The sequence below is a fragment of the Staphylococcus roterodami genome, from assembly GCA_022493055.1.
GTDB lineage: Bacteria > Bacillota > Bacilli > Staphylococcales > Staphylococcaceae > Staphylococcus > Staphylococcus singaporensis.
This window is the reverse complement of the sequence record CP092781.1, coordinates 1,274,840-1,288,983: the sequence shown is the minus strand read 5'-3', so window position 1 is coordinate 1,288,983 and position 14,144 is coordinate 1,274,840. Positions and strand designations below refer to the sequence as shown.

Sequence of the window (14,144 nt, the reverse complement as noted above, 5' to 3'; positions counted from 1 at the left end):
TTTATTCCGCCCTTTTAAAATGACTAATACAATATACTGCTATTATACTCCCTAAAGCATACAAGATTATTATACCAAATGATATTAAATTGATATGATGGTTTGAAGCAATATCTACACCTAGTTTACGCAAATGATAGCTTGGTAAAACATGAGCAACATGTTGAAGCCAATTTGGAAATGTGTTTATCGGAAACCACAATCCACCTAATACTGCTAAACCAATTGTTACGATATTAGCTAAAGCACTTGTTTTTTGAATATCATTTAACAAAGAAAATAATATGCCAAAAGTTATTAATAGAGACGCACCTAACCATAAAAATATTCCTGACTCTAACCATTGAACTGCACTCATTGCAACACCTTTATAAAAATGTCCAACCATAAAAATAACTAATATCGCTATTGCAAATTGCAGCATAGTTTTCACTACTTTTGAAATATAATAACTAGTAAAAGTAAATGGTGTTACCATTAATCTTTGGCGCCATCCATTTTGTTTTTCATTAATAATATCTAATGGAAAAGTTAGTAAGCTAAAACTTAACAAACTATAAACGGTCATACTATACATATACTCTTTATAAAATTTAGGTTTAACATCTTCCGGCAAATCCAATATCGAAGTAAATAATATATAGAATATAACAGGAAATAAAATAGATAATATTAATGTTGTTTTTTTACGCATTATAACTTTAAATTCGATTTTCAAGTAACTTAGTATCATAATTAGATCCCCTTTGCTTTTTATTGTTGAAGTATGAATCAACAATTGAGACTTTTTGTATTTCAATATCATCCAAATTAATATGAAGTTGTTGAAGATATAAAATCGTATCATTTACATTTGAAGTAATAATTTTGATAGTGCCATTATGATTTTTTTGAATAACTAAATCATCTTTATCTAGTTTTAACTTTCTTTTATATTCATCGGATAACGTAATCTGTGATTGCTGATTGGTTCTAATATGTGACGTTGAATCATTAAGTATTATTTCTCCATTTTCAATGAGAATAATTTTGTCTGACATACGTTCGACTTCTTCAATATAGTGTGATGTATAAAGTATCGTTCGATTATCTTCTTTTAAATTTTCAATAATTGACCAAAAATATTCTCTAATTTCTATATCCATAGTCGATGTTGGTTCATCTAACAAGATCAATTGTGGTTGTCCGATTAAAGATAATACAAAATCGAGTAATCGTTGTTGACCACCAGAAAGTTTATTTACAAATTGATTCAGCTGACTAGAATCAAATTTCGTCAGTTCTATTATTTCTTCCAATGGTAATGGATTTTCGTAAAATGATTGATATAAGTTGATAATCTCAATAACTTTTAATTGATCTGGGAACATCGTTTTTTGGAACATTATACTGCGATTTTCACTTTGTAATAACTTGTCTTTATCAAATATCTCACCAGAATTAGCATTAACTTTACCAATTAATATATCAATTAACGTTGACTTTCCCGCACCATTTTTTCCAATTAAAGCGATACATTTACCTTGTTCAATTTCGAACGAAATATTTTTTAGAACACATCTTTTATTAAATGACTTGTTGATATTAGATATTTGAATCAATTTAATCACCTCTATTTTTTCTTAATTTAATATTAGTAAATTTATAAGATTTACAATAGAACACTTTGTCATAGATTTGAAATGACAAATGTCATTATTAGGTTTACATAATATATTTATCGCTATTTAATTTTGGGTAAAATAAAAAGAGCCTCTATAATCGAGACTCCTTACAAATAAATTATAAAATTGGCGAAACTAATTTTGCTAACGATTCTTTGAATTTAACAGACAGCGGTCTATTGGCATATGATTCTTTGGTTAGTTGTTTTGATTTTGTAATATCATGTTCATAAGCCGCTCTTAAATTTTTAGCAAGCTTTTCATCATATACAAAAGCATTGACTTCGAAATTCAATTCAAAACTTCTGAAATCCATATTAGCAGTTCCGACTGAAACCATTTCATCATCTATCAAACACATTTTAGAATGTATAAATCCATTTTCATACGTATAAATTTTTACGCCACTAGATAATAAATCTGATGCATTTGAATATGTCGCCCAATATACTAATGGATGATCTGGCTTACATGGAATCATTAAATGTACATCTACACCTGATTTAGCTGCAATTTTAATGGCATTTATATATGAATTATCCGGAATGAAATATGGTGATTGTAAATATACAGATTTCTTTGCACTCATAATCATTTTTGTATAACCGTATTCAATTTGATGCCAGTCACTAGCTGGGCCACTTGCAGCTATTTGAATTGGTGAATTACCCAATGGTCCGTTCTTTTTAGGGAAATACTTAACATCATATTCAAATTGTGGACGGTGCGCTTGTGAATTCCAGTCTAAAATAAAGCGCAATTGTAATGCATCAACTGCATCTCCTTGAATTCGTAAATGTGTATCTCTCCAATATCCTAGTTTACCTAAACCAAGGTATTCATCTCCAATGTTAAATCCTCCGACATAGCCTAATTGACCATCAATAATAATGATTTTTCTATGATTTCTGTTATTCATACGGAAATTTAATAACGGTAGTTTAGACGCAAAAAATGCTTCAACTTCGCCACCTAATGATTTAAAGTGATCAAAATTTGCCATCTTAACATTTTTAGATCCAACATCATCATATAATATTTTCACCTCTAGACCTTGTTTCAATTTTTCTTCTAAAGCATGTAAAATTCTTTTACCTAAACCATCTAAAGCGAAAGTATAGTACTCTAAATGGATATATTCTTTCGCATTTTTAATATCTTTTAAAACTTGATCATATAAATCATTACCGTCAATGAAATGGTCAACTTTATTATTTTCAGTTAAAAAACCATCTTGATCCATCAAAAGCATACGTACTAAATCATGATGTTTTTGAACTTGTTTGTTATCAGTACCATAATTACCTTTATCAAAGCTTTCTATTTGTTGTTTTAAAAGTCCATCGAAATCCGTTAACACGTTACCATTGTTTTTATTCAATTTGCGTGCCGAAACGGTTCTACCAAAAAACAAGTAAAGAATAAAACCAATCAATGGTAAGACAAAAAGTACAAATAGCCATGCCCAAGTTGAGCTCGCTGTACGCCTATTTCTTTCTAAAAAGATAATAATAAAAGCCAATACTAAATTAATGATGAATCAATGACTAAAATAATGGTAAATAACGTTCCTAAATCGTTTGAAAATGTATATTGCATAGTCTTTTCTCCTATAAAGAAAGGCACAAAAATATTTTTGCACCTTTCACATCATATTATTTATTCACAGATAAAGTTAAAATTGCATTGAATTCTTCTTCATTATTTGGGAATGTTCTTTCTTCTATTTCTTTAATAGTAATATTTACTAATTTTAAATTTGTAGCTTCTTCAGAACTTAAAAAAGCATTAATGTTTTTTTCTAATAATTCTAAAGTCTCAGCTGTAAAAGTTTTAAGTTTAATTTGTTCCATCTAAATCCCCTCTTTTCTCTATTTCCTAAATCATAGAACTTTTAACAGTAAAATTCAATCATTAATATGTGTATTCCAGCACGAAAAGTCGCTATGATTAAAAATTAATTAATTTTATTAATTTGTTGTTTGATGTATAATATATTTATTCAACTTCGCGATAATGCGATACAAACTTTAACAATTCACAATACATTTTAAATATCGAACTAGTTTTGAAATTAGTTTATCTTATTAAAATGCTGATATTAGTTTTAGGGGGAAATGTAGTGATTTCATTTGAAAATGATTATTTAGAAGGCGCTCATGAAAAAGTATTAAAACGATTAGTAGATACAAATCTTGTACAAGCTTCGGGATATGGCTTTGATCATTTCACAGCTCAGGCAATTGAAAAGATTAAAGATACGATTGATTGTCCAAATGCTACAATTCGTTTTTTAGTTGGTGGAACTCAGACCAATCAGGTTGTCATCAATTCTATGCTAGAAAGTTACGAAGGTGTATTGTCAGCGGATACGGGACATGTTGCTGTACATGAAGGTGGTGCTATTGAATTTAGTGGTCATAAAGTAATTACGTTACCATCTAACGAAGGAAAAATTAGCGCTTCAGAAGTTGAGTCTTATATGGAAACATTTAAATGTGACTTTAAAAAAGACCACATGGTATTTCCAGGAATGGTATACATTTCACATCCAACTGAATATGGCACACTTTACTCAAAGCCAGAATTAGAAGCACTTTCTAAAATATGTAAGCAATATCAACTTCCATTATTTATGGATGGTGCACGTTTAGGATATGCATTAATGAGTGATCAATCAGACATGACTATTAAAGATATCGCTAAATATTGTGATGTATTTTATATAGGTGGTACGAAGATTGGTGCACTTTGTGGAGAAGCTATTGTTTTTACAAAAAATAATGAACCAAAACAATTTACCACTCGAATCAAACATCACGGTGCCCTTTTAGCAAAAGGACGTTTAATAGGTATACAATTTCTAGAATTATTTACCGATGATTTATATTTTAAAATAAGTAGACATGCTATCGAAATGGCAAATAAGATGAAAGATGGGTTTATAAATAAAGGCTATCGTCTTTACTTTGATTCTCCAACCAATCAACAATTTTTTATTTTAAGTAACGAGAAAATAGCAGAGTTAGAACAAAAAGTTAAATTTGCTGTTTGGGAAAAATACGATGATCAACATCGTGTTGTAAGATTCGCAACCAGCTGGGCAACAACCGAAGAAAATTTAAATAAATTATTAGAATTGATTTAATAATGATAGTGTGTGATATCTGAAGATTCATGTATTAATTAAGCAGGTTTAGTTGGATTAGTTGTATGCATTGACATGTATATGAACATGTCAATATGAAACTGTTCATTTGAAGCCGTTGATGATATAAAATTTCAAAACAAGATACTAAATATTATTGGTATCTTGTTTTATTTTATATATTTATAAATGTAAATTTGCGCTGTATTTACTTTAATTTTACGAGATTTGAGAATTATTATGCTGGTTGTAGTTATTTTATGAAAGACGTGACGTATTAATAATTGAATTGCTAAATCTATTTTGGTAAGAATATTGATGTTTAGTTTAAATAGAATGCACTATTAAAGTTTTTAATATGGACATGTCTGCAACTTTTCGATGATTAAGATTTTTTAGGTGTGCATCTTTACAAATAAACTTTGTGATTAAAATGGAGCTTAGGAAATCAATAGGTTTAGATGAGGATATTGTTGAAGGTATGTGTCTTGTAATCCTTAGTTGTTAAAAAAGTGTATAAAAATAGCACCGCTTTCTCTTTATCTGTGTAGAAAGGATGCTATTTAGATTGTTTCTCTTTTCCCTTATTATTTTCATCGTTTTTTTCAGTTAACAATCTGAGCAATTCTTTTTTAGATAACTTACCGTCTAACATCATTGTCACCTTTTAATCACCTATTTCTATATATTATATTATCGTTATTGTATAACTCTTTTAATAACCTTTCAATATCTTTTGTACTAATTACATCTAGAGATTTTTCTATTAATAAGTTTGCTATCATTTTTTTCATTACTTTTTCTTTAAAATGTTCTGTCTTACTTATAAATATTTAATACGTCCTTTATTAGTTACAATTGTCATAGTCTTAATAGAATTATTAATAGTAAAAACTGCTAAGTCATTCAATGAAAATCCAGACTGTCCAGGATGGTTATGTAACATAACAATTGAATTCGGTTTACTGTTAAATAACAATTCTGTTGCTTTTTCCCCTGGTACAAAGGATACACTATCTTGATCACCATATACTTTTGTAACTTTACCATCTTTTAATAAATAAGCTACTTCATTGCTATCATTGTTTTCTTTGGCATCTTTAATACGTTCATCTGATTTTTTGCGTTCTCTAGCTATACGCTCTTTAATCAATTGTGATACTTCTTCTTGAGAAAATCTTTTCTCATTCTGTTGTGATTGTTCATCACTGTTGTCTAGTTGCTCTTCGTTCCGAGTTACATCAGTAATATTACTTTCATTATTTTCCATGAGATATAGTCTGTCGACTGATATTCCATACTTGCTTTTAAAATGTCATCAGCACGTTTTGGACAATAAAAAATAACCTTCACATTGGAAGGTTAAAATTTTTAAAGTAAACTTTCTTTATCCCCATGCTACGAGTTCAGATTCAGGAAATAGCCCTTTACTAGTATTTATGTATATTCTGTCTATGGCATGAATAAAATAATTATCTCTTGTATTTTTTTCTAAACTAGATTTTTCAGCATTGATAACTTCAAGACTATCTATATCCATTTGAATAATACCCGGCTTAATATTTTCATCATTATTAGGAAAATATTTATATGTAACACTTTTATCATTAATTTCTTTTATTTTTAATATTAGCAATCATTTTCACCTCTAATTAATTAAAATACTATAATTATATTTTATTTCTGTAAGTTTATGTGCCTCTATATAGTGCAAATTATACTTATTCATTAGATAGTGTTCAAGAGCTTCATGTTTCAACATTATTATATCCATTTTTTTAATATTTTTCCCTTCTCTTAAACGTTGCCAACTTTGAGCCATATAAAAGTCAGGATCAAATTGTTTAAATCCACTTTCTAATAAATACTTATTTTCAAATATATGTTCATAAACTCTTTGAATTGTATTTTTATTTATATTAGTATTTTTAGCAATTTTAGAAATCTCTATCTGTTTATCTCGATTTCTAACTGAATTATAATAAATTTGAGCATGTCTGTTCCTTTTGATACCGTATTCGTCACTTTTATTATTAAGTGCACCCGATTCAATAAAAGAACCTTCTACCTTGTGTTTACCTTCACGCTCTTTAAAGAACTTGTCTCGCCAATTGCCGACATGTGGCACTGTGGTACTTCTACACCAAGGATGCATAGGCGGCGCATTCACACCTGGTATCATATCTTTAACTTTAAATATTTTTCCGTTAAGTGAATGATATTTAAATAAATAGTTAAAATTGGGTGTAAAATAGTACCTTATTCGTTTCTTACAAAAGTATACTTATTTTAAAACTTCAATATATTTGATTTGGCTTTCATCAAAATCATATAAATCTATTCCGTCATCTAAATGTATTGAATCTTCTCCACTTTCTTTATCTATTTCATCGTCATAATTTGTAACTTCTCCAATAAATTTTTGCCCATTAGTTAACTCGATCAATACTTTTTTACCAATGTAAGTCCATAATTTCAATTTTTATCATCCTTTCCATTTGGAATAATGCGGCTCCTAGATTTTGAATAATGCACTGTCCCCATTGAGTATTTATTAACTTTCCATCAATATAGTCTTTCCCTATAATTTTGACAACGTATTTATTTTCGCTATTCTCCACCAAGTTCTTTTAAATATGTTAACTTTTGTGATTCTGATATTTCAGTAAATAGTTAAAAAAGCGTATTAAAATAGCACCTCTTTCTTTATATCTGTGTAGAAAGGATGCTATCCAGAAATTATTTTAATAATCTAATACTTTTTATCTCAGTTTCATCAAACGAATAAACAGCAAAATCAGTCTGTATATCTACAACAAGATTTCCTGTTTCGCTCTCGAATTCATTTTCATAGTCAGTTACAAACCCTTCGTATTCTTCATTATTCAAAAGCGTAATAATAACATCTTTACGATATGCATCTTCAATTCTCAATACTTTTCACCTACTTATCAATATAAGGTACTATATGAGCACCTGTCTTCGAATAATGCACTTTTCCTTTTCTGGTTTCAATATACACATTATCGATATGTACTTTTCCAATAATTTGATTAAAATTAATAATTTCTTTCAAATCAAATCGCTCATCACTTAATATTAGATTGCCTGTTGACATTTTTTCTCTTAACAATTCATTCAATAGATCTATAGAAAGTATTTTATAGCTAGGCAATTTCTTATTATTTAAAATAGCTCTTTTTTTATTTTCATTATATAGGTGATGACCTAACATATGCCTATTTTGTTTTTCGCAATTTATTTCTATTTTTATTTTACCACTTTCAATCATTTCTTTCATCTGGTTTTTAGCTTTTTCCTGTAATTTTGCTTCTTTTACTTCTACCTGATATTTACCTTCACGCTCTTTAAAGAACTTGTCTCGCCAATTGCCGACATGTGGCACTGTGGTACTTCTACACCAAGGATGCATAGGCGGCGCATTCACACCTGGTATCATATCTTTAACTTTAAATATTTTTCCGTTAAGTGAATGACATAATTTAGATGTTTTACTATCTATTTTGGCAACATATTTATATTCGCCATCTTCACCAAGTTCTTTTAAATATGTTAACTTTTGTGATTCTGATATTTCAGTAAATAGTTAAAAAAATGTATTAAAATAGCACCTCTTTCTATATTTTTGTGTAGAAAGGATGCTATTTTTCTAATTTTTGTTCTTTATTCTTATTTTCTAATTCTATTGCTTTCTTGTATTCTTTATCCAATAATTCTTGTGACTGTTTATTAGTTATTTCACCATCTAACTGTGCAAAATACATTTTAATCACCTAACTTTATATATTATGTTACCACTATTATATAATCTCTTTAGAATCATATCAATATCCTTATGATTGAATTTTTTTATATTCTTATTTTTATTATATTTTTTAATACAATCAATACAAGTTGATTTGCAATATTTTTTTGTCTTAGTTAAGTACTTTGTTTGACCTTTATTTGTAACAATTGTCAGTGTTTTAATAGAATTATTAAATATAAATAAATACAAGTCTGTAAGAGAAAAACTAGAGTGCCCAGGATGGTTATGTAACATAATAATTGTATTAGGTTTACTGTTAAATAATAATTCGGTTGCTTTTCCCCTGGTACAAAGGATGCACTATTTTGATCGCCATATATTTTTGTAACTTTACCATCTTTTAATAAATAACCTACTTCATTGCTATAATTGTTTTCTTTGGCATCTTTAATACGTTCATCTGATTTTTTGCGTTCTCTAGCTATACGCTCTTTAATCAATTGCGATACTTCTTCTTGAGAAAATGTTTTCTCATTCTGTTGTGATTGTTCATCACTGTTGTCTAGTTGCTCTTCGTTCTGAGTTACATCAGTAATATTACCTTCATTATTTTTCATGAGATATACCTCCGTTTATAGTCTGTCAACTGATATTCCATACTTGCTTTTAAAATGTCATCAGCACGTTTTGGACAATAAAAAATAACCTTCACGTTAGAAGGTTAAAAAAGTGTATAAAAATAGCACCGCTTTCTCTTTATCTGTGTAGAAAGGATGCTTTAATACCATGCATATATATATTCATTCGGAAATTTATTTTCATCAATAAAATTTAATATTGCATGAAATGATTTATCTCTATAAACTAAAATACCTTTTTCATTTTCAACTTTTGATAATTTATAGTCAATTACCTTTGAATCTAATTTATTTACTGTTATTTCACCTTTCCCTTTTTCTATTTTATCTTGTGGAATATACTCATATACAATAACTTGATTATCTTCTTTTAACTTCCTCATAATAATCAATCAAATCACCCTATTTCTCAATATAATTAGAAAAATTGTATTTTTTTCTATAATCCCATGTGCTTCTCTATAGTTATAATTATACTTATTCATCAAATAATGCTTAAGCGCCTCATGACGCAACAGTATTAAATCTTGTTTTTTTATTGTTTTTCCTTCTCTTAAACGTTGCCAACTTACTGCGATATTATAATCTGGATAGAAATTATTAATACCGTTATCTAAACTATATTTATTCTCAAACAAATGTTCATAAGCTCTTTTAACTAGGTTTTTATTCAAATTGGTGTTTTTAGTAATTATATCTAGTTCTATATCCTTATTTCTTCATGTGGCACTGTGGTACTTCTACACCAAGGATGCATAGGTAGTGCATTCACACCTGGTATCATATCTTTAAATTTAAATACTTTTCCGTTGAGTGAATGATATTTCAATAAATAGTTAAAATTGGGTGTAAAATAGCACCACTTTCTTTTTATCTGTGTAGAAAGGATGCTATTTTGTAATTATTTGTATGTCTTTAATTTCAGAATCATCTATAGAATATATACCCATTGAGGTCTCTAAATCCATTACGAAATTCCCAGTATCACTTTCGATTGGGTTTTCAAAATTAATGACATTTCCAACCATATTATTATTATCTTTTAAAATTACTTTAACTTTATGACCATAGGCCCTTGCTATTCTCATTATTCAACCTCCTTTTTAACATATGGAACCACATGTGTTCCTGTTCTAGAATAATGTACTTTTCCAAAAGTTCTATCTATATAATTACCTTCTACAAATGATTTTCCAATTACAAATTCAAAATCTATTATCTCTTTTTGATCAAACTTACCTCTTAATAATAAAATTTCACCCACCCCTACTTTGTCTGTTAATAATTCATTAAGTTTTTGAATTGATACAGTAGTATAACTTGGTAATAAATAAATAATTATTTATTATTGCTTCTTTTACTTCTACACAAGGATGAATATACGGCGCATTCACACCTGGTATCATATCTTTAACTTTAAATATTTTGCCGTTGAGTGAATGACATAATTTAGATGTTTTACTATCTATTTTGCCAACGTATTTATATTAGCTATTCTCCACCAAGTACTTTTAGATAAATTATTTTCAATAAAAAAGTATAATAAAATAGCACCTCTTTTTACCTGTGTAGAAAGGATACTTTAATTAATTAATTAATGTTATCGTCTTTATATCTGATTCATCAATAGAATAAAAACCTAATTCTGTTTCTAAATCCATGCAATAGTTTCCAGAATCACTTTCTAACGGATTTTCATAATCTATAACAAAACCTTTTAATTTTTCATCATTTTTTAGTGTAACTATAACATTTTTACGATATACATCTTTGATTAACATTTTACTTCTCCTTACTTACAAATGGTACTATTTGAAAATCAGTTTTGGAATAATGAATTTTGCCATAAGTAGTTTCATCACCATATTTTTTAGTATGCCTTTTCAATTGGATCTACTATTTTTGTATTTTAATTATTTAAATGTTCATTTAACATCTGATTTTATTAATAGTAAAATCAAAAAACATAACTTTATTAATTCAGGCAGTAGTTATATTACAAAACTTTATTAGCATATTCATATAATTTTTCTGTTGTATTCAAGGTTAGATTATCTACTTCGCGTTTGCCCTGCCTTAATTGTGAAAGTACATATTGAGAAACTCCAGTATTTTTAGAAATTTCATATCCTGTTATTTTACTTTCGATTAATTCCATTAACTTCTTCTTGTATTCTGACACTTTCTTCATCTCCATACCTTTACAAGGACTTTTCATCATCAATTACTCTGTCAAAGACAACCAATTTACCTTGTATACTTTACACCTTTTCTAAAATTCAATATTTGGTATCCATTGAATTTTTCAGCGATTACAATAGTTAAACCTTTTATGTATTTTTATTAAACTTGATTCTATAAATATTAAAGCTACTAACTCAAGTGGTCTTTTAAATTTGAGATACTACGTTATCTATAGACTTTAATTTTTCCGGAATCAAATAGACTACTCGAAAACCATCCATTTATTTCATAATTTTGAATCCTAATATTACTAACAAAATTATAAATGTCCCTATTAAAAATTCTATTTTCTCTTTTTTATTTGTTTTGCGTACTTTAATAGTCATCTTCATTTTACTAATGGTGAGAAAGTAATTTTTTATTCCAAGAATATGACCTCGTATTAATTCAAACCTCACATTCTTATTAGTTTGGAAATTCAACAGTTTTATCCGAATTGAAATCAAAATATTCGAATTATTTTATCGTTTTAACTTCCTCCACCATTTTCACCTCCTTATAATTTATGTAAATTATGTTTACCACGCGATTTTTCACTCGAAGAAATAAGTTTGTTAAAAAACATTTACCTATTATATTTATGATAAAAAATGTTTCCAAATAAACGTATTAAAAATACTTTCACGAAATAAAGTACGATTTCAACTCTATTAATTTTATAATCATAAAATAAAAAATATATTAAAATATAATTATCATAGATTGCTACATATGTCAAATACACCATCTAATATAGTGATAATAAAAAGCGAACAATAAAAAATAATATACGTTATTACTAAATATGTTCAGTATAGAATACAACATTAAAGCTAATTTATTTATTGTGTTAAACCTTTAATATCATCACTTAAAGATTATTCAAGATTTAATGGCAATGATAATTTCATAATATGCATTTTTGATTATTTAACCATGTACAATTTCTAAAACTAAGAGATTATCTTATTGAGGTGGACAAAACGTGGACAGACAACCATGAAATCATTAGAAATTTAATTTCTTGTCCACCTAACCTAACAAAATATTTTTGTTAACATTCTATTTTATTTTCTAATGTTCTTTGATATTCATATAATTTGATTATCGTTTTAAATTTAGCATCTTTTATTTCAGTTTTACCTACCTTTAAATCTGTAACTGTTTGACGTGGTACACCTGAATTTTTTGAAATACTATATGGTGTATTGTTAGTTAATAACTTTTCTATTTCACTTATAATAGTTTCAATCTCATTCATTTTTAATCACGCTCTCTTTCTATTTATAATTATAATAATTCTAATGCAGTAGCTACGTTTATCAATACATTGTTTCTTTGTAATTGACAAACTAGTTAATTTATAAACAAATGCCTAATAGTATTGGCGTTTTTTATTATATAATGATAAAATTTCTTGTCTCAATCTATTCTATATTATATTATTTGATCACTTTTTATTTATATTCAGATTTAGTTATCCATCTTTAATATACTTTAAAATTAGATGATTTAAAAGCTCACTCCATTATATATCACAAGATATGTCCTTATTTTAATCTTCAATCATTATTTCTAAATGTTTTTGGTAATTATAGAGTTTTTCCGCTGTTTCTAAAGTTAAATTTTCCACTTTTCTTTTCCCGCTTCTTAATTCACTTATACCACCATATGAAACACCAGTATCTTGATTAATTCTATAATTAGATATTGATTTATCATTTAGTAATTTTTCTATTGTATTATAAATTTCTTTAAACTGGTTCATAATTTTTGTAAATATGAAAGAATAGTTTATTTTTTTCTAGTTAAATTAATAATAAATAATATTAAAGTTACAATGTTAAGATAGAGAGTTAATTTTTTCCTTAATTCTCTTGTCATAAATACTACCTCCCAATTTAATGTGGTAAAGGGCTTCCTCCCTTTACCCTTTTAAAAGAACGATTTGATAAAATTAAGTACTTGAATTATTATGCTCGTCACAGCTATTCGAAATTTAATTTTGCTATTCGTTCTTTTTCTTTAACCATTCTTATCATTTTTTCTCCTTTCCTCTTTATAGTTATTTAACATTCCACAAATTGGGGTATGTGATATGTTTGAATTCCCATATCCAAGGTTTTTATGTAATGTATTAAACATTTCCATTTATACATATACATGTTGTATAAAAAGAAAGAACTCCATATATACTCAAAAGGTATACTGAAGCTCTATACATTATATAAAAGTATTATACTATTTTGTAAAACATAAGTAAATTACTAAACATGATTTCTTTCACTTTTAGAAAACTTTTAATACTATAAAAGCACCCTCTCAGTCACTAGTTTGGGCAGTTATTGTATGCCTATTGAAATCAATGCTTATATTATAATACCTTTTTCGCATATTCATATAAGATTTTTGCATTCTTTAAGCTTAAATTTTCTATTCTTCTTTCTCCACGGCGCATAGCATTAATATTACCGTAACTTATCCCAGTATTTTTATTAATTTGATAACTCGATATCTCTTTGTTTTCTATCAATTCTTTGATTGTATTGAATATTTCATCATAGCAATTCATAAATTAGATGAGGCGAAATTTTTAATTTTTTAGAATATCAATAGTAGTATAACTAAAATGAAAATAGCGATCGATAAACAAAAAGATATATTTTGTTTTGTTTCTCTATTCATATAGTATTCCCCCCTTA

Annotated in this window: 21 protein-coding genes and 4 pseudogenes; 1 reads left to right on the top strand and 24 read right to left on the bottom strand. The window is 27.3% G+C overall.

Annotation, left to right across the window (positions count from 1 at the left end; genetic code table 11):
- Position 1: 1 nt before the first annotated feature.
- From ML436_06355 to ML436_06340, 4 genes and pseudogenes are all read right to left on the bottom strand, one after another.
- Positions 2–733, bottom strand: coding sequence for an ABC transporter permease (locus ML436_06355; protein ID UMT79346.1), 732 nt, complete (start codon positions 731–733; stop codon positions 2–4).
- Entirely contained in the window at positions 702–1,610 is a 909-nt protein-coding gene (locus tag ML436_06350) for an ABC transporter ATP-binding protein (protein UMT79345.1), read from the bottom strand. The genes ML436_06355 and ML436_06350 overlap by 32 nt, the downstream gene beginning before the upstream one ends.
- Positions 1,611–1,782: 172 nt before the next feature.
- A pseudogene (gene cls / locus ML436_06345) lies at positions 1,783–3,263 on the bottom strand (cardiolipin synthase).
- A gap of 56 nt (positions 3,264–3,319) precedes the next feature.
- On the bottom strand, positions 3,320–3,517 hold the full coding sequence (locus ML436_06340) for a hypothetical protein (GenBank protein ID UMT79344.1): 198 nt from the start codon (positions 3,515–3,517) through the stop codon (positions 3,320–3,322).
- Between the two features lie 269 nt (positions 3,518–3,786).
- Here ML436_06340 and ML436_06335 point away from each other — a divergent pair, with 269 nt between their 5' ends.
- Positions 3,787–4,812: a low specificity L-threonine aldolase gene (locus ML436_06335; protein ID UMT79343.1), complete on the top strand. Its 1,026-nt coding sequence runs from the start codon at positions 3,787–3,789 to the stop codon at positions 4,810–4,812.
- A gap of 823 nt (positions 4,813–5,635) precedes the next feature.
- Here ML436_06335 and ML436_06330 read toward each other — a convergent pair.
- The 20 genes and pseudogenes from ML436_06330 to ML436_06235 form a co-directional block, all read right to left on the bottom strand.
- Positions 5,636–6,082, bottom strand: a complete 447-nt coding sequence (locus ML436_06330; GenBank protein ID UMT79342.1) for a hypothetical protein — start codon at positions 6,080–6,082, stop codon at positions 5,636–5,638.
- Entirely contained in the window at positions 6,049–6,165 is a 117-nt protein-coding gene (locus ML436_06325; GenBank protein UMT79341.1) for a hypothetical protein, read from the bottom strand. The genes ML436_06330 and ML436_06325 overlap by 34 nt, the downstream gene beginning before the upstream one ends.
- A gap of 34 nt (positions 6,166–6,199) precedes the next feature.
- Positions 6,200–6,448 carry a hypothetical protein gene (locus ML436_06320; protein ID UMT79340.1) on the bottom strand — a complete coding sequence of 83 codons (249 nt, stop codon included), beginning with the start codon at positions 6,446–6,448 and terminating at the stop codon, positions 6,200–6,202.
- A gap of 12 nt (positions 6,449–6,460) precedes the next feature.
- Positions 6,461–7,030: pseudogene (locus ML436_06315) on the bottom strand (minor capsid protein).
- Between the two features lie 66 nt (positions 7,031–7,096).
- Entirely contained in the window at positions 7,097–7,291 is a 195-nt protein-coding gene (locus tag ML436_06310) for an LSM domain protein (protein UMT79339.1), read from the bottom strand.
- A gap of 260 nt (positions 7,292–7,551) precedes the next feature.
- Positions 7,552–7,746: a hypothetical protein gene (locus ML436_06305; GenBank protein ID UMT79338.1), complete on the bottom strand. Its 195-nt coding sequence runs from the start codon at positions 7,744–7,746 to the stop codon at positions 7,552–7,554.
- A gap of 10 nt (positions 7,747–7,756) precedes the next feature.
- Positions 7,757–8,404, bottom strand: a pseudogene (locus tag ML436_06300) (polymorphic toxin type 50 domain-containing protein).
- A gap of 386 nt (positions 8,405–8,790) precedes the next feature.
- The gene (locus ML436_06295) at positions 8,791–9,198 is read right to left on the bottom strand and encodes a hypothetical protein (protein ID UMT79337.1); all 408 of its coding nucleotides are present in this window, start codon (positions 9,196–9,198) and stop codon (positions 8,791–8,793) included.
- Positions 9,195–9,293, bottom strand: a complete 99-nt coding sequence (locus ML436_06290) for a hypothetical protein (protein UMT79336.1) — start codon at positions 9,291–9,293, stop codon at positions 9,195–9,197. The genes ML436_06295 and ML436_06290 overlap by 4 nt, the downstream gene beginning before the upstream one ends.
- Positions 9,294–9,359: 66 nt before the next feature.
- The gene (locus ML436_06285) at positions 9,360–9,611 is read right to left on the bottom strand and encodes a hypothetical protein (GenBank protein UMT79335.1); all 252 of its coding nucleotides are present in this window, start codon (positions 9,609–9,611) and stop codon (positions 9,360–9,362) included.
- Positions 9,612–10,039, bottom strand: a pseudogene (locus tag ML436_06280) (phage head morphogenesis protein).
- A gap of 70 nt (positions 10,040–10,109) precedes the next feature.
- Positions 10,110–10,307, bottom strand: a complete 198-nt coding sequence (locus ML436_06275) for a hypothetical protein (protein ID UMT79334.1) — start codon at positions 10,305–10,307, stop codon at positions 10,110–10,112.
- Positions 10,307–10,483, bottom strand: a complete 177-nt coding sequence (locus ML436_06270; GenBank protein UMT79333.1) for a polymorphic toxin type 50 domain-containing protein — start codon at positions 10,481–10,483, stop codon at positions 10,307–10,309. Before ML436_06270 ends, ML436_06275 begins: the two co-directional genes overlap by 1 nt.
- Before the next feature lie 25 nt (positions 10,484–10,508).
- Positions 10,509–10,688: a hypothetical protein gene (locus tag ML436_06265; protein ID UMT79493.1), complete on the bottom strand. Its 180-nt coding sequence runs from the start codon at positions 10,686–10,688 to the stop codon at positions 10,509–10,511.
- Between the two features lie 117 nt (positions 10,689–10,805).
- Positions 10,806–11,000, bottom strand: coding sequence for a hypothetical protein (locus tag ML436_06260; protein ID UMT79332.1), 195 nt, complete (start codon positions 10,998–11,000; stop codon positions 10,806–10,808).
- Between the two features lie 215 nt (positions 11,001–11,215).
- Positions 11,216–11,401 (bottom strand): hypothetical protein, encoded by a 186-nt coding sequence (locus ML436_06255; protein ID UMT79331.1) that lies wholly within the window; start codon positions 11,399–11,401, stop codon positions 11,216–11,218.
- A gap of 283 nt (positions 11,402–11,684) precedes the next feature.
- Positions 11,685–11,795, bottom strand: a complete 111-nt coding sequence (locus ML436_06250) for a hypothetical protein (GenBank protein ID UMT79330.1) — start codon at positions 11,793–11,795, stop codon at positions 11,685–11,687.
- Positions 11,796–12,496: 701 nt separating this feature from the next.
- The gene (locus tag ML436_06245) at positions 12,497–12,703 is read right to left on the bottom strand and encodes a hypothetical protein (GenBank protein UMT79329.1); all 207 of its coding nucleotides are present in this window, start codon (positions 12,701–12,703) and stop codon (positions 12,497–12,499) included.
- Between the two features lie 294 nt (positions 12,704–12,997).
- Positions 12,998–13,210: a helix-turn-helix transcriptional regulator gene (locus ML436_06240; GenBank protein ID UMT79328.1), complete on the bottom strand. Its 213-nt coding sequence runs from the start codon at positions 13,208–13,210 to the stop codon at positions 12,998–13,000.
- 606 nt (positions 13,211–13,816) lie between these two features.
- A complete protein-coding gene (locus tag ML436_06235; protein UMT79327.1) occupies positions 13,817–14,014 on the bottom strand; it encodes a hypothetical protein in 198 nt (65 codons plus the stop codon).
- Positions 14,015–14,144 lie beyond the last annotated feature (130 nt).

What these genes read in the sequence shown, in the direction of transcription:
- ML436_06355 (UMT79346.1), bottom strand. Translation starts at nt 733, where the DNA reads ATGATACTAAGTTACTTGAAAATCGAATTTAAAGTTATAATGCGTAAA.
- ML436_06340 (UMT79344.1), bottom strand. Translation starts at nt 3,517, where the DNA reads ATGGAACAAATTAAACTTAAAACTTTTACAGCTGAGACTTTAGAATTA.
- ML436_06330 (UMT79342.1), bottom strand. Translation starts at nt 6,082, where the DNA reads ATGGAAAATAATGAAAGTAATATTACTGATGTAACTCGGAACGAAGAG.
- ML436_06295 (UMT79337.1), bottom strand. Translation starts at nt 9,198, where the DNA reads ATGAAAAATAATGAAGGTAATATTACTGATGTAACTCAGAACGAAGAG.
- ML436_06275 (UMT79334.1), bottom strand. Translation starts at nt 10,307, where the DNA reads ATGAGAATAGCAAGGGCCTATGGTCATAAAGTTAAAGTAATTTTAAAA.
- ML436_06260 (UMT79332.1), bottom strand. Translation starts at nt 11,000, where the DNA reads ATGTTAATCAAAGATGTATATCGTAAAAATGTTATAGTTACACTAAAA.
- ML436_06250 (UMT79330.1), bottom strand. Translation starts at nt 11,795, where the DNA reads ATGAAGATGACTATTAAAGTACGCAAAACAAATAAAAAAGAGAAAATA.
- ML436_06245 (UMT79329.1), bottom strand. Translation starts at nt 12,703, where the DNA reads ATGAATGAGATTGAAACTATTATAAGTGAAATAGAAAAGTTATTAACT.
- ML436_06240 (UMT79328.1), bottom strand. Translation starts at nt 13,210, where the DNA reads ATGAACCAGTTTAAAGAAATTTATAATACAATAGAAAAATTACTAAAT.
- ML436_06235 (UMT79327.1), bottom strand. Translation starts at nt 14,014, where the DNA reads ATGAATTGCTATGATGAAATATTCAATACAATCAAAGAATTGATAGAA.